This is a genomic window from Paenibacillus sp. FSL H8-0168 (genome assembly GCF_038592955.1).
GTDB lineage: Bacteria > Bacillota > Bacilli > Paenibacillales > Paenibacillaceae > Paenibacillus > Paenibacillus polymyxa_B.
The window spans coordinates 393929-413755 of the sequence record NZ_CP151948.1; the positions used below are offsets into that span (position 1 = coordinate 393929).

Genomic DNA, 19827 nt, shown 5'->3' on the forward strand with positions numbered 1-19827 from the left:
ATTGGCATGCTTTCCTAATCGTCCTCTTCCTGATAAAATGATGCAAACTTATAACAGGAGGTTGGACGATGGAAGGCTTGAAGCAACGTGTGGGCTGCCTGCATGCACATCACTCGAACATAGCCTATGTGGAACGAGCTTTTGCTTCTTATGAGGTGGAGCTGATACATTTTGTGGACCCTGGGCTTATGCGCCGGATCTCGTCAGACCCGCATTTTTCTGCGGACGATGCCAGTCGCAAGGTAGAAGAGCAACTGAGATGGATTGCTCAAAGCGATATAGACGTTATTTTGATAACGTGCACGAATTATATTGTTTTGGCAGAAAAGGCTCAATTGACCATGCCTACACCAGTAATTGCGCTGGATGAGCCCTTTTTTCATGAGATATGCGATGATTTGCGGCCACGGACCTTGGTATTCACGAATCCGGCTACTGTAGAGGGAACGATGAAGCGTCTTTATCATACGGCTGCTCTGTTAGGCAAACCGGATATTTCTTCTTGGATAGAGGTTAAGGTGGTGGAGGACGCTTTTGAACTGATTATGCAGGGACGTGAAGACGAGTATAAGGAATTGCTGGTTCGTTCGCTGTATGAGCTAAGGGAGGCTGATCCAAGCAGAGGGCTGGCTGTAGCACAGTTATCTATGGTTGATGCTGCGTTACAGGTGGAGTTGGAGACGGGGCAAACGATTGGTAATCCCTTACGGTCGTTGTCGAATTCAATTGAGGATTTGTTAAGTTAAATAAGTATAACCAAAAGAACTTCCACCCCGTGTTTTGGGCCTGTGGAAGTTCTTTTTTTTGGGAGGAGGCTGGCGAGCAGGTTACTTCTGCGTTGTTCATCACAGATTCTGTTGATCTTGGGTGATGAATGCTGCGCCTGCCGATTCTCTTTGGACAAGCGTAACGTATAAACGTTCATGCTCCACGTCTTCCCCAGCAATGATTTTGAGAACTTGTTCGGCAGCTACAGCGCCCCATTTACGCTTGGAATAGTCAATCGTTGTCAGACGGGGCTGAATATATTGCGCCAGCTCGATATTATCAAAGCCGACGATATGAATATCCTTGCCAATCGTCAGCTCTGACTGAGCCATTCGATTGTAAAAGCCCACTGCCATTTCATCATTGAGACAAAATACGGCTACAGGTTCCGAATCCGGGCTAACTTGTTGCTGCAAAATGATCTCAGCCGCCTGTTCACCACCCGATTTCTCAAAATCGCCGTCAATTTCGATCATTTCAGCCACGCCGCTACGCTCAATGGTCTGCTTGACCGCCTGCATCCGTTGCCATGAATCGTAAGAACCTTCTGGTCCGGTAACCACATATAGCTTACGGTGTCCCAATTCCAATAAATGTTCGATTGCGAGAGCGGCGCCCGCTTTGTTATCCAGCAGCACCTGGTTAATGTTAGGATGATTCAGTTCACGGTCCAACACGACAATTTTATGTCCTCGCTCGGCGTAGTTCAGTAGCTCCTGACTATCAAACGTCTGATCCAGCACAATGGCGCCGTCGATCATGCGTTCCGGCAACATTCGGTGAGACTGCTTACCGCTGCATACGATGAGATCATAGCCCTTGCGGTTCAAAATTTCCTTGATGCCATACAGTAAATCTCCATAAACGTCTCCACGGAAATCAGTCAGGAAAACGCCAATAATTTTGGTCTGCCTTTTCTTGAGATTACGTGCGGCGGCATTGGGCACATAGTTAAGCTCTTTGGCAATGGCTAAAATACGTGCGCAAGTTTCTTCTGTTACCTTATCGCTACCATTCAAGGCATATGAAACGGTAGATATGGAAACGCCCGCCTGTTTGGCGATATCTTTAATGCTGACCACATCGTCACCTCCTTGTCGTCCGTCTTATAATTGCTATTGTATATTCATTATTAACCACATATCTATTCCAAATGTCTTAGTCCTACACATAAGCAGCAAAGGGCGATCCCGCAAGATCGCCATCCCTTTGTTGCCTATACCAGATTTAGCATTAAAAACGCTTTATAAAATAATCTCCAGACGGTGTACACCGTCATGTTCTGCCAAGGCTTGCTCGAAAATCTCGCGTTTGATGCGCAAGGCACCGGAGCGGTAGCGATTATCATCGGCTGGCACGCTTTCCAGTGGTATTCCGTTCAATACTGTACGGCCTTGCTCACCGCCAGTATGCTCTTGCAGCATGCGGTAGACGAAGGTAATTGGTTTTCCCGCAAAGGAAAATTCAAATTCCAATCCGTCGAGATGATCCGGCAGCACGGGGTCTAGGATCAGATCTTCGCCCGACTGACGAACACCAAGGACATTCGATATAAGCTGATTCATATAGATTCCTGGACCGCTGGAATAGATTCTCCAGCCGCCTTTGACGGGTACGGCTCCTTCACGCAGTTCACCAAACCGTTCCTGTGCTTCATAGCGGGTATTAAATTTACCGTCCGAGCTACTGAAATAGGCGTTGCTTTGGCGCCATTCGGCATTCGGCACGGACGCACGGATGCCAACCGGATTGATGAGCTTCAAGCTGTGCCAAGCGTCATCCTTGCGTCCCAATTTGGCCATCGCTTCCGCAAAGCGGATATGGGCATGCACATATTGCAGCCCGACCTCACGTCCAAAGTTGGCCGCTTGCTCTGCACGCTTGAAGTGCGAGCTCACACCGCCATCATACTGTGCAGGGCGGTTCATCAGACGCACGCCATCCGGGCAGAGGAACTGCTTACGGATGAGCTGCTCATGAGCCAATGCTTGCTCAGGCGTGAGCAGCTGGCTGATCATGCTGCGTGTCATCGGCAGCAAGCGGTAGTGAATTCCCGTCTCGGTGTCGGACGGATGGAGCATCAGCTTGGGTTGACCGGGCTCTTCCATATACACAAAGCCCGGAATAATCCCGCTCTCCAGCATGTAGCGGTTGAAGTCTTTACGGATGCCATTGGCCATCTGATGTAGATCTTGTGCGATGTTGTCGGCTTCGCTTACTACATCTACGGGAACCTGCTCCAAAGCAGCAGCAAAGTTACTAATAACTTGGTAGGTGAGTGCAACCGTCCAGCTGCTCGCCATGTATTGCTTCAGCTGTGCATTGGCTGGCTGGAGGGTATCATCCCAATCGCCGTCGCCATAGGCCGACAAATACGTATCATGCAGGAAATTCTCCCGAATATATTCGATTTCCTTCAGGGCATGTTCCATGAGAGTCGCCGTCTGCTTGGTATAATCGAAAGTATGCCGATGGGTGTAAGGTACATTTTCTTCCAGAATACTGTAATCACGGGTTGCGGTCAAATAATCGCCCAGTACCTTGAGCGGCCAGACGATAATATCCCCATGGCTTTCTTCTTGCTGCACTTGAGTGTAGTTGTCAAACATAAACCATTGCGGCCAGTTTCCGCTGTCCTCGTACTGATGGCTGAAAACAGTCAGCAGAATGGAACGAACCTCATCGAACTTCTGCACAGCTGAGAAATATTCCACAGGTCCCTGACACACATCACGTGTTCCCCAGGCTGCACCGCCGTATTGCTCCAGACCGTGAGGCACAGAGTAGTGAACGAGCATATTGTGGGTGTACCACCAAGCCACTGCGTTCACACGGAAAAGCTCACTCGTTTCATGTTGACCCAGCGACAGATGGAAACCGTTCATAAGCTCGGCAAAATATGCCCGATAGCGCTCGCGTTCATCTTCAAAGGAAGCGTGACGCTCTTTGTGTGCTGATTCTTGCCCAGCTGGAAGCCCATTTAGCCAACCCTGCACGGTGCAGGTCCATTCGCTACTGTCACCCAGCTCCAGCACAACCAGAGACGCATCAGGAGAGGCACCACCCTGTAGCAGTGCTTGAGCGTCGCTCACATGCTGTAATGGAGCGCCCTCTACGTGCATTCGGTAAAGCAGGTCGGGGTAGGCCTCGGCGCTCAGGGAAGCGGAGTCTGCCCGGAAGAGCAGGGCGTCACCTTCACGTTCCATATGAAACGGAAGCTCATATTCGTTCACATGCATAGACATTTGCTGAGTGATGAGGAACGGATAGGTTTGGCCACTTACCGCACGCATGTGAAGCCGAACTTCTGGGCTATCGGCATTCGTATGGTTTGTAATCATGAATGTATCGTCAGCCGTTTTGTAATACCAGCGCACATAATTAAAGCCAATTTCGAACAGGGAAGGCATCGTGAGCAGGCGGTATTTCCCTTGGATTCCGACATAGATGCGCTGACCGGATGTCTTGGGAATATTGAGCGCATTACGCGCGTTGGTGATCATTTTATTGAAATTGGTATTGCCGATCACAAGCTGGGAATTGAACACCCCGTACATATAGGAGGTGGTTGTAATGGTTTCTTCCTTACCTCCTGAGTAATGACCGCCCATTAAAATGTGCCCGTGGGGACGCTCTACACGAAGCTCTTTGGATTTGAGTACGACATGCTCATAGTTGTCCGTGAAAAAGGAAAGTAGTTCATCGCCATCCCGTTCTTCTTCCTGCCGTTTGGGGAAAAGTTGATCCACTTCGGCATCGGTCAAGTCCAGTGTACGCAGCGGCTCACCGATGGTTTGAGCTGGAGCCACACGCCCTGTCTGAAGATCACTTGCCGCGCGTACCGGTATGATGGTCTCGGAAGCGTCTACTAGAATGGCAGCTACTTCGTCACGTGCTTTTGTCACCAGTTCCTGATACTCCAGCTTTGTCACTGCGGCTGGATGATTGGGCTGGAACAGACCGTAAAAAGTAAAGCGAGCTTCCCCTGCAAGTTTCACCCGCTCAGATTGCAACGCGGTATAGGCGAATTCGTATTGGTACACTTCATTGGCGAGCGAGTCGCGATGGAGTGCTTCCGGCTCATTCGTTTCTTTGTACGAAAGTCCAAAGAACTGAAATCCGTCAGTCGAGTAACCAACAGTGCGGGTTAACGAGCCTTGTTGAATGTATGGGAACGCCTGACTTTGAGGCTGGTTTTGACGTGAGCAAACGGTGTAGCCTCTTTGTTCATCATGGTAGACGGTGTGGTCAATATATTGAGACAAATAAGCTTCATTACTGCGCACAGCGGCGGTATCGGCAATGCCGATATCCTGACCGTACACGACATCTGCTTCCACGTCATCGCCCTGTAGGGTTACATCCCAGAACCATACTCCCAGGCGGCTTAGCGTGAAGGTCACCTGATAGCCTACACCAGCGGTGAAACCTTCCCAAATAATTTGCTGATCCGTTTGTCGGATTACTCCTGGTGAGCGAACTCCAAGCAGGGGAGTGATACTTACACCGGACGGACGGTACAATCTCAAGTACAGATTGTTCAAGGAACCGTCGACTGAATTGGTCAACAGTTGGTTGATCATCGTTGAGCCGTGGGCGATCTTATACACATCACCACTGCTCAAGAAGGTAAAAGACAGGTCGCCGGCCCGCAGCAAAATATTTTGATCCAGACTTGTATTCATTATAGGGAACGCCTCACTTTCCTGTTTATTTCACTAACCGAAAACGGCTTTCACTAGTATCTCGGCTGTTAGGTCCTGTAAAGACGGCAAATTCACCGCTGTCACTGCTGAAGCTCAAATCTGCATGATGATAACGCAGCTGAGGCTCGGTCAATACAAATTTCACTTCCCGGCTTTCGCCTGGGGTAAGAAGGACTTTGCAGAAATCTTTCAGTTCTTTCATTGGGCGAACCGTATCACCGCTGATATCACGAATATAGAACTGGACAGTTTCCTCGATTGGACGCGTTCCTGTGTTCGTTACCTGCACTTTAACGGTCAGTTCCTGACCGGGTATAAGAGTGTCGCCGGAAAGCTGTACGCTGTCATAGGCTACATTGGTGTAGCTCAGTCCATAGCCGAACGGGAATAAAGGTTCGTTCGGTACGTCTAGGTATTGGGAGACGTAACGTTCTTTTGTATTCGGGTCTAGCTGCGGGCGTCCTGTATTAAAATGATTGTAGTACACGGGCACCTGTCCGACCGATTGCGGGAATGACATGGTCAGGCGACCCGTAGGTTCGGCATCACCGTACAACAAATCGGCAATCGCCGCGCCGCCTTCGCCACCAGGGAACCAGGCTTCCAGTACAGCGTCTACTTCTTCAATAACACCGTGCAAATCCAACGGACGACCATTAAATAGTACGGCTACCATAGGCTTGTTCAGCGTCTTCAGGCGCTTCACCAGTTCCAACTGGGCTTGTGGCAAGCGAATATTGGAACGGCTGCCTGCTTCACCACTCATATCCGAGCGCTCTCCAAGCGCCAACACGATAACCTCTGCTTGGCTGGCAGCTCGCAGAGCTTCTGTATATTGCTCCTCAGTCATATCGTCGATAGAGCAACCTGCCGCAACCGTGAGCAACGAGGAGGATATTTTCGATTGGAACCCGTCAACAACGCGAATAGCTTCCTCTTGCGAACCACTCCACGACCAAGAGCCCAGGATATCACCGCTCTCTGCAAAAGGTCCGATCAACGCAATAGGTTGATTGCGATTCAATGGAAGAACGGAATTATTTTTGAGCAACACGCAAGATTTAATAGCTAATTCTTTGGCAACTGTGCGATGAGCGTCGCAGAACACAACTTTACGTTCACGCTCAGGGTCTGCGCCGCGTAGCGGATTTTCGAACAAGCCCAGCTTTTGCTTGAGTTTCAATATACGCATCACTGCTTCATCAATGAGCGCTTCATCCAGCTGTCCGCTGCGAACCAGCTCAGGCAGATGCCCGTTATAGCAGGAGGTCATCATTTCGATATCTACGCCAGCCAGCAGTGCTTTCTTCGCGGCCTCGCGCTCATCCTCGGCGATGCCGTGAGGGATAAGCTCCTTGATGGCGGCCCAATCCGAGATGAGTACACCATCAAAGCCCCATTCATCACGAAGCAGATCACGCATCAGGCGCTTATTGCCCGTTGCGGCTACGCCTTCTACGGTATTGAAGGATGTCATCACCATTTCACAGCCTTCATCTAAAGCAGCTTTGTAGGAGGGGAGATAATACTCTCGCAGCTGCCATGCGGATACATCTACAGTATTGTAATCCCGTCCGCCTTCGCCAGCTCCATATGCGGCAAAATGCTTCACGCATGCGGCCACCCGGTCGGTATCGTTCGTCAGATCTTTACCCTGAAACCCCCGCACAAACGCACGAGCAAATTCGCTGTTGAGGTAAGGGTCTTCCCCTGTAGATTCCATCACACGGCCCCAGCGCGGGTCACGCACCAAATCGACCATAGGGGCGAATGTGACGTGAACACCGGATACAGCCGCTTCTCGGGCGGCAATGGTAGCGCTCTCTTCTGCCAGCTGCATATCCCATGAGCAACCAATAGCCAGCGGTATAGGGAAAATCGTTTTGAAGCCGTGTACAATATCTGCCATAATTAAAAGCGGAATACCCAGACGGTTTTTACTCAAATGAGCCTGCTGAACACGAATCGCTTCTTTAGCCCCTGCGAGGCCAAGCACGGAACCGACGTTATGGACATTTTCTTCTGTGATGCCGAGAGAAGCCATAGGACCGGTAATTTGACTATCTGTTCCCGCTTCTTCAAAGAAGGCACCTACAAGCTGTAGCAGTTGATCGACTTTTTCTTCAAGCGTCATGTTTTCTAAATAGGAATTCAGGTGTTGTTCCATCATAATCCTCCATAAGCTGTATTGTTGGTGGACAGCTCTCTTTTTCAGATTCATGAGATTTTTTGGATAAAGATGATTCAAAAAAGTGCTGAACAGGCTAATAGCTAGTATAGAAGCATAATATTCTGTCGTATTATTAATCGAAACGTTTCTATTGTTGAACTCAGTTGGATTATATACGCTTTCAAATGGAGAGTCAAATCCAATTCAGCGGGTTTTTATAGGCTAAATAGCGTAATAAAGATGATAAAAACGAAAAAAAGTCAGGATTCCGAGCAAATAAAAAATAATATTGCTATTGAATACGGTTTCAATTTGTTCTATAATGACTATCGAAACGTTTCTATTGACGGGTATGGTCCTTGTGCTTTGAACATAAGTGTTATAGCGGTATGCTTTAATCGCTATGTATTTACATGCATCAGGATTTTGCAAAATTCGATTCCAGTCGCTCCAAAGTGCAATATATAGATGAACTAGACCATTTCGTTTTATATATTGTTCAATGAAAGTCGCTAATTGTATTTTTGCAAAATCCTCGTATTTGAATCCGTTATCATATTGCATGATCGGTAAACCGATCATCTCGGGAGGAATTCGTATGATGAAAAGAACGTTGGGGATCATTTTGGCAAGTACCTTATTACTGGGGGGCGCGCTGGCAGGCTGCTCGTCCAAGGATGATTCGTCTGGCAAAGATGCGAACGGCAAGACGACCATTACCATGTGGGGCATGGGAGCAGAAGGAAAACTGCTTCCTGAAATTGTAAAAGATTTTGAGAAAGAAAATCCAGATATTCACGTTGATGTACAGGCATTGCCTTGGGATAACGCTCACGATAAGCTGCTGACAGCAGTTGCTTCAAAATCCGGTCCGGACGTGGTTCAGTTAGGTACATCATGGGTTCCCGAACTTGCGTCTGCGGGTGCATTGACGGATATTACCCCTTATATCAGCAAGTATCCTGAACTGGAATCGAAGAATTTCTTCGAGGGTGCTGTAGGTACGACAAAATTTGAAGGGAAACCAGTCGGTGTGCCTTGGTACACTGAAACGAGAGTTTTGTTCTATCGTTCTGACCTACTGAAACAAGTCGGATATAATGAAGCACCTAAAACGTGGGAAGAGCTTTCCGATGCTGCTCAAAAGCTGGCGGCTCGGGGCAAAGGCAAATATGGCATCTCCTTTAGTGCAAAGGAGCAGTCTATGGGCTTTATGTTTGCTCTCCAGAACGGTTCCAAGCTGGTTGACGAGCAGGGCAATCCGCTGTTCAATCAACCACCGTTTGTGGATGCTGTGAAGTATGTGAATACCTTTTTCCAAAATGGCTCTAACGCAGTGGATATTGGAATTGATTCCGTTCAAGGTTTGCAAGGCGAGGGTATCGTTCCAATGTTTATCAGCGGTCCTTTCATGATTAAAGAAATCAAGAGCAAGGCACCAGAATTGGAAGGTAAGTGGAATATAGCGGAGCTTCCTGGCAAAGTAAACAACCTGTCCGTTTTGGGTGGAGCTAACCTTTCAATTATGAAATTCAGCAAGCACCCAGAGGAGTCGGCCAAATTCCTGGCTTACATGAGCAAACCAGAAACACAGCTGAAATGGATGGATCTGTCCAGTAACTTGCCTGCAACTACTAAATCGTGGGAAGATGCCAAACTGAAGAGTGATCCGATGCTTCGGACGATTCGCAAACAGTTGGATCATTCCGCAGCATTGCCGCAACTGGCCGCATGGGAAGAGGTTTCTCAACAATTCATCAAGAGCTTCGAACGTATTTACCGCGGTCATGCCGATGTACAGAAGGAAATGGATGACTTTAATCAACAGGCTGCAAGTATAATGAAAAAATAATGATCCATATCCGTCATTGTCAAAGGGAGTGAAGGCATGAAAGGAAGCTCGCAGAAGCTTGCGCCATACTTGTTTATCGGTCCCTCCATCATCCTGTTAACGCTGTTTTCGTTGTTGCCGATACTACTGGCGCTCGTGATCAGCTTCACGGATATGGATCTGTCCGGACTCGTTAATTATGAAAGTATTCGCTTTATAGGATTGGAAAATTACACGAACGTGCTTTTGGACCCTTCCTTTATAAAGTCCCTTGGTAATACCCTGTTCTTCGTCATCATCGGTGTTCCGTTGGTGCTGATATTTTCGCTTAGCATCGCGATTCTGATTAACATGGGGAAATCACGTGCTTTCAAAGTATTCCGCGTCGTGTTCTATCTGCCGTCCGTAACGAATGTGGTTGCGGTCGCAGTGGTTTGGAGCTATCTGTATAATCCGACGCTTGGATTATTCAACTACGTACTTGGTCTGATGAATTTAGGTCCCGTCCCATGGCTGACCGATCCAACAGTAGCGAAAATTTCGCTGATTGTGTTAGCGGTTTGGCGGGGCATCGGCTTAAACATGATTATTTTTATTGCGGCTATTAAAGGGATTCCGGGCTCTTATTATGAAGCGGCACAGCTTGACGGGGCCAATACATGGCAGCAAATTCGTTATATTACGCTTCCGCAGCTTCGTTACGCTATTTTCTTCGTGTCCATCACGACGATGATCGGCTGGCTGCAATTTTTCGAGGAACCTTTTGTCATGACCAAAGGGAAACCGCTGGACGGCACGCTGACAGCATCCTTGTTCATTTACAATAACGGCTTCCAATTTAGTAAATTCGGGTATGCCGCGGCGGGATCGTTCATTCTGTTCTTCGCGATCATCGCGGTAACGCTGATTCAGTTCCGTTTGCAAAATAAAGCGGAGTCCTGATAGAGAGAGGTGATGAACGTGAAAACAGCTGTTCAGCAAGCCCGCGCCAATACGCGCAGTGGTGAAAAAACATTTCAATGGTTCGTGGCGATTCTCCTGACCGTAGGAGGTCTGTTGATGGTGCTGCCTTTTGCGTGGATGATTCTATCCTCCTTTAAGACAGAGGGGGAGGTAACCAAAATTCCTCCGACCATCTGGCCGCAGCATTTTACACTGGATAATTTTAAATTACTATTCGATAGCATGGCTTTTGGAACCTATCTGACGAATACGCTGATTATTGTTTTAGCTTCCTTCTTCGGATTATTCCTCAATGCCATGGCGGGTTATGGTTTTGCCAAATTCCAATTTAAAGGCAAAGGGTTTCTGTTCTATCTGGTACTGGCAACGATGATGATTCCAGGCCAAGTGACGATGATTCCCGTCTATTTGATTCTGAACCAGATGGGGTTGACCAATTCCATGCTAGGGATTGTCCTGCCTGGATTGGTAGGTGCGTTCGCGATCTTCCTGTTCCGGCAGTTCATGTCCGATATCCCGGAAGAACTGCTAGAGGCGACACGTCTCGATGGAGCAGGGGAGTTCCGTACTTTTCTGCAAATCGTATTGCCTATCTCGACACCAATTCTGGCAGTACAGGCCATTTTAACCTTTATCGGTGGATGGAATAGCTTCCTGTGGCCGCTCATTATTGCGAACGATGAGAAGCTGTACACCTTGTCCGTCGGGTTGTCACTGCTCAAGGGGCAGAACGAAAGTCAATTTGCCCTTCAAATGGCAGGCTCGACCTTCATGGTCGTTCCGATCATGATTATCTTCATTGTTTTCCAAAAGTATATTATCGAGAACTATACGATTTCGGGGATTAAGTAATAGTGTAGTGTGAATACGAATCATAGTCACAAGAACGAACAGCGGAGCTTCTCTTTGGGAGAGGGGCTCCGCTGTTTTTACTTTACATAGATATATTTATATATGAGTTAGACAATATTGATGGGACAATGTGCGAAGTTTTCTTTTCAGTCTGTAGATTCGAGTCGTTGTAGCCGTAACCGAAATATTATATTTGATAGCGAGCAGGGGCACAGCCAGTTGTCGACAAAAGTAGTCTTCATAGAGTGTATATTCAATGTTGGAAAGCTGCATTAGAATATTAACGATAACCGTATCCACATCTCCCAATCTACGATTTTCCCACTCCTCCTCTACCGAATTTGAAAAACTACAGATTTTCTCACATTCAAGCGTAGTTTCATGCTTTTTTTGTGTATAGTAGCACCTAAATGATTTATATATAAGATTTTTAGCCGTAAGGTATAGCCAACCCTTTACATTGGGGTGATGTTTGAGCTTGACCAATTGCTGTCTTGCCGCTACAAAAGTATCTTGTGTACATTCTTCTGCCATAAATTTAAAGCAAGACTGATTCTTGATTAAATGCATACAGAAACGATATACCTCACTCAGATAAAGTTCACAAATTTTTCTGTAAAAGCATCTGGAACTACCTCTGCACTGATCCTCTTTGCAACAGTCGATAACCATCGTAGTCGGCATTTGTTCAAGCCCCCTTTGGACGGATAAAAAAATAAATGATTTTTGTATGTACCAATCATATACATTAATTCCAATTTTCAAGAATGACATAAATCATATTTAATCTCGTAAATGTGGAATTACTAGAACAGTTAAAAGATATTTTAAGGTGATTTTGATTCTGATACGGAATTAGTTAATAGGGGGAGAAGGGGCATCAGGTGAAAGGGGGAAAAGGATGAAAGAATCCATAGTATATAAACGTTTGGCAGCAACATTTAGACCTTATCTGAAGACGGTCACTATCATTTTGATATGTCTCATCCTATCAGCGGGCTTGAATATATTATTGCCTTTAACAAGCAAGATTATTGTGGACCAAGGTCTTCTGAAAGGGAATATGCAGGCTGTAATCCTGTACACATCTGCTGCGTTTTTAATCGTTTGCTTGGACAAGCTGTTGAATGTGTGTAAAGAAACCTTTCGGGCAGGCTTAAGCGCACAGGTTACCTTTTCATTATTTGAAAAGGCGTATCTACATCTGACAAGAGTACGAATGAGCTATTTTAACCGAACCAATGAAACGGAGCTACTGAACCAAATTGGCACGGATGTAGGCAATGTATCGAGGATCACAGATAGTGGAGTATTTTTTGTCATTATGCAGGCGTTCAGCATGATTGGTGGTATATGTGGTTTGCTGCTCATTAACTGGAAAATGACTGTAATCGTGCTGTGCTTTTTACCCATCAAATATGTTGTGGTGAAGTATTTTGTGAAGCGTAGAAAAAAACTGGTGGGGGGGTTAATTGAAGGCAGTAGTGATTTTGCTCAGTGGTTTGGGGAATCTGTCGGGGGCATGAAGGAGCAGCGAATGTTTGGTCTTATTCCACATAAGCTTCAGCAGTTCTCATCCAAGCAGCGTCGAATTGTAGAATCAGAACGAAAATTATCACTTCTGGACGCATGGAATATCGCTTCGGAATCTATTTTAATTCAGCTTCTAATGATGCTTTTGTACGTTGTGGGTGCTAATCTTATCTTTCGTTTACAGCTCACTGTAGGGGGTATTTTTGCCTTTGTTTCTTACAGTGCTTATGTTACCACTCCTGTTTTCGCTATTTTAAACATTGGCTACATGCTGGCTGAAGTCGTTCCCTCCGCCATTCGATATTATCAGTTCTTGGATTGGGCAGAGGAAGAAACATCTAATTCAGTCACTCCAGCGTCTATACTAACTGAGCCGCCATTCGAAGATCACATTGCATTTCATAATGTTTCTTTTTCCTATACCAAGGATGAACCCGTACTGCCCCACGTGAGCTTTAGGATTGCCCGAGGGGAAAAAGTAGCTATCATTGGAGCAAATGGGGTAGGGAAGTCTACGTTGCTGGATCTGATTATGAGATTCAGCCAGCCTGATCAAGGGATAATCACTTATGACGGCATTGACATCCAAAGCTATGAAATAGATGAGTATCGAAGTCAAATAGCTTTGGTCAGTCAGCAGGTGTATTTATTTGATACTACTATTTTTGGCAATATCCGCATAGGCACAGAAGTCACTAATGATGCAATAGAGGCCATTATCGCGGAGGTTGGTCTGGAAGAATTGGTTCAGAACTCGGCAGATGACTTCCCTATAGGCTCGAATGGCTCCAGATTGTCGGGTGGGCAAAGACAGAAAATTGCTATGGCCCGGGCATTGATCAGGGAAGCACCATTGTTTATTCTCGACGAGGTGACCTCCAATCTAGACACAGCAGCTAGGCTAAATGTTCAGCAATTGTTGAAGACCCGGTTGCGTGAAAAGACCGTAATCATCGTTACACATCGCAGTGAGATATTGGCGCATGTCGATAGAGTTATTTTGTTGGAGAACGGCGAACCAGCCCAAATAGGATCACACTCCCATTTTATGACCTGTCATGCAGAATACAGAGGATGGGTATTAGGGGAAGAAGAGGTCTCCATAAAATGATGAAAAAAACAAACGCTTTCATAGTGTGATTTAACACCATGTACGGAATTAGTATAGGTGAACACCTTTTTAAATCATATCATGAATGGGAGGAGTAGTTTAACATGCGTAAGCTTGTGAAAAGAAGCACGAATGTAGGCGACACGATTGAGGCATTTGGCTGTGGTTGTTCCTGTTATTGTCCTTGCTCCTGTTATTGCGCAGGCAGTTTGACTCGAAGCTCCAATACTCAGCGTGAAAGTGACGGTTCTTATCGCAGAGATAACGGAACTGGAATTGGTAATTATTAAGCTTGTATCTGTATGGAGGAGCCTGGGCATTCCAGGCTTCTGTCCACATCAAAACAGAGTAGGTGTGAATCATGAACATGTGCCAACCCTTTATATACACATTTCAGACGAGACTCCACCAATATGTATATGATGTAAATACCAATTTAATTTTGCGGATTAAAGAGGAGGCTTACCATTTCCTGAATTCGCATTCCAGCTTCGACCTGGATCAGATGGAGGCTGCACCGGAATTGCAGCAGTATATCCGTGACTTGTTGGATAACGGATTTTTATCTTCACAGCGTCCGCAGATTATGAATCATCCCAAGACAAAGCACCTGGAGCATATGCTTCAGCATCAGCTGAAGACCCTCACCTTGCAGGTAACTCAAAATTGCAATCTTAGATGCTCTTACTGCGTTTATTCAGGAGGATATGACAATCGAGGTCATACCAGTCTGATGATGGATTTTGAGACAGCGCGCAAGTGTATTGATTTTGTCATTGATAGGTCAGTAGACAGTGACCGTTTGGATTTTGGTTTTTATGGGGGAGAGCCGCTTATTAATTTTCCGTTAGTCAAGAAGTGTGTGGAATATATCAAGGAACAAGTAGCGTATAGAGATGTAGGCTTTCATTTGACGACCAATGGTACGCTGCTTAATGACGATATTCTGGACTTTCTGGATGAACATCATTTTGTGCTTACGATCAGTCTGGACGGAGATCAAGAGAATCATGACAGAAACAGACGATTTGCTGTTAACGGGCGAGGCTCCTTCGATACGATTATTGCCAATGTGGATAAAATTAAGAGAAATTACCCGGACCTCTTTGAATGGATTAATTTTAATGTGGTGCTGGATACCCGTAATGATTTTGGTTGTATCAATGATTTTTATACAAATTATGAAACCTTCGAAAGTCTGTACAGTGTAAGGTCGTCCTACATTAACGATGCTTATGTGAAGGATGAAATTTTGTACAGAAATGAATTTATTGAGCAGAGAGGCTATGAGGTAGTTAAAATGATGCTTTCCAAGTTTGGAAGAGTAGATGAAAATCATGTCTCCAAGCTGATTAAGGACTATTATATTCAGATGTATTTCCGAATGTTTCATTATAGAAAGCCTTCTGCGGGAATGCCGATAGAAGCACATCATGGTGGACCCTGTGTGCCTGGTGTACAGCGATTGTTTGCGGATGTGCATGGAAATCTGTATCCATGTGAACGGGTCAGTGAGCAGTCGGAGGTGGTGCAGATTGGAAAAGTGGATACAGGCTTTGAAGTGGATAAAATCAGCCAGATTTTGAATGTAGGGACAATCACGGAGGATGTATGTAAAAACTGTTGGAATTTCCGTTTTTGTACGCTGTGTGTTGCTGTAGCAGATGATTTGCATACCTTGTCCAAAGAAAAGAAGCTGAGTCATTGTTCGGCAGTCAAAAATGATATTAGGCATACCTTACTTGATTATTGCATGATGAATGAGCTGGGCTATGATTTCTCCGAGGATACGATTCTCGATTTTGAAAAAGCATGAGGGGTGTCTCCATGACCAATAAATTAATCATTTTTCCGTTTGATTATGAAACGATAGCCCTGGTTAGGAACTTGAATCTATTAGGAAGTTATGAGGAAGTTGTACTTATTTCTTTTCAAGGGTCGGGTATGATCGGGAAAGATGCCTGTGTAACGGACAAGGGGGAAGTGACAGGCTTCATAGTGAAGCCGGAGTCTTGTTTGGAGCAAGAAATGGAGCGTTGTGATGCTATATTACTGGCGAAATCCAATTTCAAGCTGGATGTAGCTGAGGTGTATCTTCCCGTGATCAAGAAGGCAGGACAACTTGGCAAAAAAGTCATGTGTAATTTCACCTTGCCAGACTCATGTATGGAATTCATCGAACCCTGTGAGGAGCAAGATGACAAGCTGATTTTAAAAAATACATTTGATGTACGCACGAAAGATATTTTACCGCCTGACCCGGGCTCTGTTATTCATGATTTTTTTACACCGGTTCTGTTTGTATTAGGGCTGAACGAGCGAACGCATAAGCTTAATTTGCAGCTTAACCTTCGGCAGAAGCTTGAAGCACAAGGATATCGGGTGTCGCAAATCACATCTAATGGATGCGGGGAGCTGATTGGTGCACATTCTTTTCCACAGTTTATGTTTGAAAGCGGTATGACGGAAACCCAGAAGATTATCATGTTTAATCGGTATTTGAAAAAAATAGAGCAGAGCGAAAAGCCTGATCTAATACTCGTGGGCATTCCAGGTGGGATTGTTCCCTTTAACAATACGTTCACGAATTATTTTGGAGTAACCTCATTTTTGGTATCCCGCGCTGTTAGACCGGATGGCCTGATCTGTTGTCTTCACTATGATGAATACAATATAAAATATTTAGAGCATGTGAAACAGTACATGGAAAACCGTTTTTCCTCTTCATTATTAGGATATGCCATATGTAACAATGTATTCGACAGTTATTCTTCTTCCACGGTCAATATGCAATATGCATCTGTTGATCATCGTTTCGTGGAAGAGAAAAAGCAGGAGTTTTCCAATTATTCCGTGCCTGTACTCCATCTGTCCAACGATGAAGATATGAATAGGCTGACGAAGGATATTTTACATTATTTTTCGGTTGATCATCACGTAGTTCAGTTGTAATGGAGGGAAGAACATGAACTTTACTCAGGATGTAACGGGAACAGGAATGAAACTGGAAAATATATTTTGGAAGCTTTTTAAAATAAAAGCGGGTGAGATAAATAAAGAGGCTACATTACTGGGTCCTGATATGGGGTTGTTCCCCAGAGATCTGGTATATCTATTATTTGAAGTGGAAAAAAGCTTTGCTATCCTAATTCCGGAAGAGCGTATAGTGGGAGGGGGGTTGCTTACATATAACAGCTTGTATGAGACGATAAAGGACTGCTTAACAGTGGAAAAGGAATGAAGGATTTGTGAAAATGATGATAAAACATACAAAAACATACAAAAAAATCCGATATACCTCTAGAATCACTTATTTCAGGATTTTGGAAAAATCCTCATTTAGAAGAGAATTGGAGGTTTTAGGATGAATGTATCATTATCATCTCACCAATCGCCGTTCCGCACCGCAGATAACAACCGACTTGAACTACGGCATCCCCTTTCCGCTCAGGCTGAAAGGAAGAGTATAGGCAAGCCGCAAAACAAGGTTATTCAACAATTGACAGAGCAAAAGCAAAGTTTGATGGAGAGGCGTTCGGACTATTTAAGTAATGCTCTCAAGCGTGGTCTCGGTCCGGAAGCTGTAAAAGCTGAAATGGAAGAGATAGATAAGCAGATTCAGCAAATTGACGAGAACATTCAAAAGCAGTCACTGGAAGAGCAAAAAAAGGCTTTAGGCATGGATGAGGAAAGTGAAAAAGAAGCTCAGAAAGGCAAAAAGGAAGAATATACGCCTAAGACTGCTGAGGAGCAGCAGCAAAGATTGATCACCTATACAATGCATAGTGTTGTATCTGCAAACAATGAGTTGAAGAGTGCTAAAATAGCCAAAACGGCACAAATCACATTGGGAAGCGAGGCTAAGGGGTGGGAAAACGCTAACCCTGCAAAATCAGCGGCTTTGCGTGAAAAGGCAGAAGGACTTAATGGAAAGATCATGGAAATCGCTGCGAATATTAATGAGCGTATCAGCGAAGCAGTGAATAACGAACCGATGATTACAGATCGGGTTGAACCTAAGGATGAGCAGGAGGCGAATGCAGAGGCAGGCAGGGTGTGGACTGAACAAGAGCTCAATGCCTATCTGGACTCGGCTAAAGACGGGGCGAAGACTGCAGGCACGAAGGTAAATATTGCAGTCTGATCCGGCTATCATGTGCATGGTTCGCTAAATTAGGAGGGTGCTTTCAGACGAACGCTATCGTTTGCAGAGGCACCCTCCACTTACTCTAATGGAACGGAACAGAGCCGTGAGATTCATTTCACAATCCGAAGAGACAGGGGGAGAAAAAATGAATGGCAAGATCCATGTAGCCATTATTGACGACGGGGTTAATGCTGGCTTTTTAAACACCCAATTATTATATAACGTCGAAATAGCTCATGGAGACGTAGAAGATGGACGCACCTTAAATCACGGTACCTTATGTGCAGCTATTGTACAAACGTATTTTCCAGATGCGATCATTAGCAGTGTAAAAATAATGAACCATAGAAAAGGAAATGCAACTCAGCTTTGTGCTGCGCTAGATTGGTGTGTAAAGCATGGTGTACGGGTAGCCAATATCAGCTTGGGAAGTATAAATTATCGAGATCGATGCATGATGCGGGAAGCTGTAAATGATGCAGCTATGGCAGGATTAATTATGGTATGTGCTGCACAAAACGGAGGACTTCTTACTTATCCGGCCTCCTTTGCCAATGTGATTGGAGTGCGTTGCGATCGTAGCGGCATACTCACATCAGGGCAATATACATATGATGCTGAGAGGGCCTTCTCAAGCGGTATCGATTTTACTGCTTTTGCCAAGCATGAGCTGATAGGTGCAGCTGGAGAGGTTGTACAATGCCCCAACAGCAATAGCTATGCTACTCCATTGATTACAGCACAGATATGTAAAGTTTTGCAGCAGTCCAAGCCTGTTCCTTCCATAGAACAGCTAAAACATATTTTACATAAGTATAGTTATCTTCGGATACAGGATACCATAATCCCCGTAATGCGTTACGGACATCCGGATTGGATCCGGCGCGCCTATGTGTTTAAGGAGAATTGTACAATTGGCTCGAAAGCACCCTATTATTTTCAGACCCAATGTGAAGCTCAACTCCCTGGCGACAAAGTTGCTGCAATCTTCGAACAAGCCATCCTGCGGGAGCGGGAACAACAGAAAACAGCGCTCGAAGGTGGACAATCGGTATACGACCTTACAGATACGATTGTCTTGCTAGGGGACATGGAACCAGTCAGTTTGCAGGAAGTGGAGCAATTGGCTTCACGTTATGGAAAACATGTCGTCTGTATCTTTAAAAATCAACGATACATCCCCACGCTGAATTTTTCATCTTGCTATTTGCGGTGGTGGCAGCAAGAGGAGTGTTTCTCTAAGAGGCAGGAGCAGACTATCGCAATAGAGGATTCTCGCATTCCGCTTATTTGTATTTATTATGACAAGGACATTGACATTATTTATTTTTTGCATGAGTTGAGAGGGGAATTTGCCCGGGATGGATACCAAAGCTGGATCGCGGTGGACCAGTCCGCGGCAGTGTTGCATGATATGGAGTATACGCTCCCTTCGGATGCAAGCAATGGATTACAGGAACTGTTATATAATGCGGGTACAATGGCATATAACGCTTATACGGATATTGCTATTTTGTGTGTAGAGGCTACGAATATTACGCATTGCACCAAAGAACGAGTTTTATTAGACGTTGATATTGAGCTTTCTATCCTGGTGAAAGCGGAAACTGAACGTATTTATATATCTATACGGACAGAGCAGGGCTATTTGAAAGAATGGGTCCTCTCGAATTTAAACGTGGGCGATATAGGTGGTATTTATACATATTTAGAACAACTGTTGGTAGACTGATATTCACTATTTAA

At 45.3% G+C, this 19827-nt stretch carries 15 protein-coding genes; 11 read left to right on the forward strand and 4 right to left on the reverse strand.

Features of this window, described 5'->3' with window-relative positions; all coding sequences use genetic code 11:
* Window positions 1–68 precede the first annotated feature (68 nt).
* Complete coding sequence (locus MHI21_RS01785; protein ID WP_342419315.1) at window positions 69–746, forward strand: hypothetical protein; 678 nt, start codon at window positions 69–71, stop codon at window positions 744–746.
* Between the two features lie 99 nt (window positions 747–845).
* Here the strand turns inward: MHI21_RS01785 and MHI21_RS01790 are convergent, their stop codons facing one another.
* The 3 genes from MHI21_RS01790 to bglX all read right to left on the reverse strand — a co-directional run bounded on the left by MHI21_RS01790 (window position 846) and on the right by bglX (window position 7641).
* Window positions 846–1850, reverse strand: a complete 1005-nt coding sequence (locus tag MHI21_RS01790; RefSeq protein ID WP_341162497.1) for a LacI family DNA-binding transcriptional regulator — start codon at window positions 1848–1850, stop codon at window positions 846–848.
* Between the two features lie 162 nt (window positions 1851–2012).
* Window positions 2013–5453: a cellobiose phosphorylase gene (locus tag MHI21_RS01795; RefSeq protein WP_342419316.1), complete on the reverse strand. Its 3441-nt coding sequence runs from the start codon at window positions 5451–5453 to the stop codon at window positions 2013–2015.
* Between the two features lie 25 nt (window positions 5454–5478).
* Window positions 5479–7641 carry a beta-glucosidase BglX gene (bglX, locus tag MHI21_RS01800; protein ID WP_342420164.1) on the reverse strand — a complete coding sequence of 721 codons (2163 nt, stop codon included), beginning with the start codon at window positions 7639–7641 and terminating at the stop codon, window positions 5479–5481.
* A gap of 601 nt (window positions 7642–8242) precedes the next feature.
* Between bglX and MHI21_RS01805 the strand changes: the two genes are divergently transcribed.
* From MHI21_RS01805 to MHI21_RS01815, 3 genes are read left to right on the forward strand one after another with little or no spacing between them, the layout of a single operon-like run.
* Complete coding sequence (locus MHI21_RS01805) at window positions 8243–9496, forward strand: extracellular solute-binding protein (protein WP_061830775.1); 1254 nt, start codon at window positions 8243–8245, stop codon at window positions 9494–9496.
* A gap of 36 nt (window positions 9497–9532) precedes the next feature.
* The gene (locus MHI21_RS01810) at window positions 9533–10417 is read left to right on the forward strand and encodes a sugar ABC transporter permease (protein ID WP_235306986.1); all 885 of its coding nucleotides are present in this window, start codon (window positions 9533–9535) and stop codon (window positions 10415–10417) included.
* Between the two features lie 18 nt (window positions 10418–10435).
* On the forward strand, window positions 10436–11290 hold the full coding sequence (locus MHI21_RS01815; protein ID WP_023986622.1) for a carbohydrate ABC transporter permease: 855 nt from the start codon (window positions 10436–10438) through the stop codon (window positions 11288–11290).
* Between the two features lie 96 nt (window positions 11291–11386).
* On the opposite strand, the gene MHI21_RS01820 is transcribed toward MHI21_RS01815, so the two are convergent.
* A complete protein-coding gene (locus tag MHI21_RS01820; RefSeq protein ID WP_342355993.1) occupies window positions 11387–12064 on the reverse strand; it encodes a sigma-70 family RNA polymerase sigma factor in 678 nt (225 codons plus the stop codon).
* 127 nt (window positions 12065–12191) lie between these two features.
* Between MHI21_RS01820 and MHI21_RS01825 the strand changes: the two genes are divergently transcribed.
* The 7 genes from MHI21_RS01825 (at window position 12192) to MHI21_RS01855 (ending at window position 19813) form a co-directional block, all read left to right on the forward strand.
* Window positions 12192–13934 carry an ABC transporter ATP-binding protein gene (locus MHI21_RS01825; protein ID WP_342419317.1) on the forward strand — a complete coding sequence of 581 codons (1743 nt, stop codon included), beginning with the start codon at window positions 12192–12194 and terminating at the stop codon, window positions 13932–13934.
* A gap of 104 nt (window positions 13935–14038) precedes the next feature.
* Window positions 14039–14224, forward strand: a complete 186-nt coding sequence (locus MHI21_RS01830) for a CLI_3235 family bacteriocin precursor (RefSeq protein WP_071559456.1) — start codon at window positions 14039–14041, stop codon at window positions 14222–14224.
* Window positions 14225–14295: 71 nt separating this feature from the next.
* A complete protein-coding gene (gene ccpM / locus MHI21_RS01835; protein ID WP_238808319.1) occupies window positions 14296–15750 on the forward strand; it encodes a Cys-rich peptide radical SAM maturase CcpM in 1455 nt (484 codons plus the stop codon).
* Between the two features lie 11 nt (window positions 15751–15761).
* Window positions 15762–16886 (forward strand): TIGR04066 family peptide maturation system protein, encoded by a 1125-nt coding sequence (locus MHI21_RS01840; RefSeq protein WP_342419318.1) that lies wholly within the window; start codon window positions 15762–15764, stop codon window positions 16884–16886.
* Between the two features lie 13 nt (window positions 16887–16899).
* Window positions 16900–17175, forward strand: a complete 276-nt coding sequence (locus tag MHI21_RS01845; RefSeq protein WP_023986627.1) for a peptide maturation system acyl carrier-related protein — start codon at window positions 16900–16902, stop codon at window positions 17173–17175.
* Between the two features lie 123 nt (window positions 17176–17298).
* Window positions 17299–18078 (forward strand): muscle M-line assembly protein unc-89 Uncoordinated protein 89, encoded by a 780-nt coding sequence (locus tag MHI21_RS01850; protein ID WP_165179621.1) that lies wholly within the window; start codon window positions 17299–17301, stop codon window positions 18076–18078.
* Window positions 18079–18226: 148 nt separating this feature from the next.
* Window positions 18227–19813: a S8 family serine peptidase gene (locus tag MHI21_RS01855; RefSeq protein ID WP_165179622.1), complete on the forward strand. Its 1587-nt coding sequence runs from the start codon at window positions 18227–18229 to the stop codon at window positions 19811–19813.
* The last annotated feature ends 14 nt before the right edge of the window (window positions 19814–19827 follow it).

Excerpts from the sequence above, each read along its gene's own strand:
- MHI21_RS01785 (WP_342419315.1), top strand. The coding sequence starts at position 69 with ATGGAAGGCTTGAAGCAACGTGTGGGCTGCCTGCATGCACATCACTCG.
- MHI21_RS01795 (WP_342419316.1), bottom strand. The coding sequence starts at position 5,453 with ATGAATACAAGTCTGGATCAAAATATTTTGCTGCGGGCCGGCGACCTG.
- bglX (WP_342420164.1), bottom strand. The coding sequence starts at position 7,641 with ATGGAACAACACCTGAATTCCTATTTAGAAAACATGACGCTTGAAGAA.
- MHI21_RS01805 (WP_061830775.1), top strand. The coding sequence starts at position 8,243 with ATGATGAAAAGAACGTTGGGGATCATTTTGGCAAGTACCTTATTACTG.
- MHI21_RS01810 (WP_235306986.1), top strand. The coding sequence starts at position 9,533 with ATGAAAGGAAGCTCGCAGAAGCTTGCGCCATACTTGTTTATCGGTCCC.
- MHI21_RS01820 (WP_342355993.1), bottom strand. The coding sequence starts at position 12,064 with ATGTCATTCTTGAAAATTGGAATTAATGTATATGATTGGTACATACAA.
- MHI21_RS01825 (WP_342419317.1), top strand. The coding sequence starts at position 12,192 with ATGAAAGAATCCATAGTATATAAACGTTTGGCAGCAACATTTAGACCT.
- MHI21_RS01830 (WP_071559456.1), top strand. The coding sequence starts at position 14,039 with ATGCGTAAGCTTGTGAAAAGAAGCACGAATGTAGGCGACACGATTGAG.
- ccpM (WP_238808319.1), top strand. The coding sequence starts at position 14,296 with ATGAACATGTGCCAACCCTTTATATACACATTTCAGACGAGACTCCAC.
- MHI21_RS01840 (WP_342419318.1), top strand. The coding sequence starts at position 15,762 with ATGACCAATAAATTAATCATTTTTCCGTTTGATTATGAAACGATAGCC.
- MHI21_RS01845 (WP_023986627.1), top strand. The coding sequence starts at position 16,900 with ATGAACTTTACTCAGGATGTAACGGGAACAGGAATGAAACTGGAAAAT.
- MHI21_RS01850 (WP_165179621.1), top strand. The coding sequence starts at position 17,299 with ATGAATGTATCATTATCATCTCACCAATCGCCGTTCCGCACCGCAGAT.
- MHI21_RS01855 (WP_165179622.1), top strand. The coding sequence starts at position 18,227 with ATGAATGGCAAGATCCATGTAGCCATTATTGACGACGGGGTTAATGCT.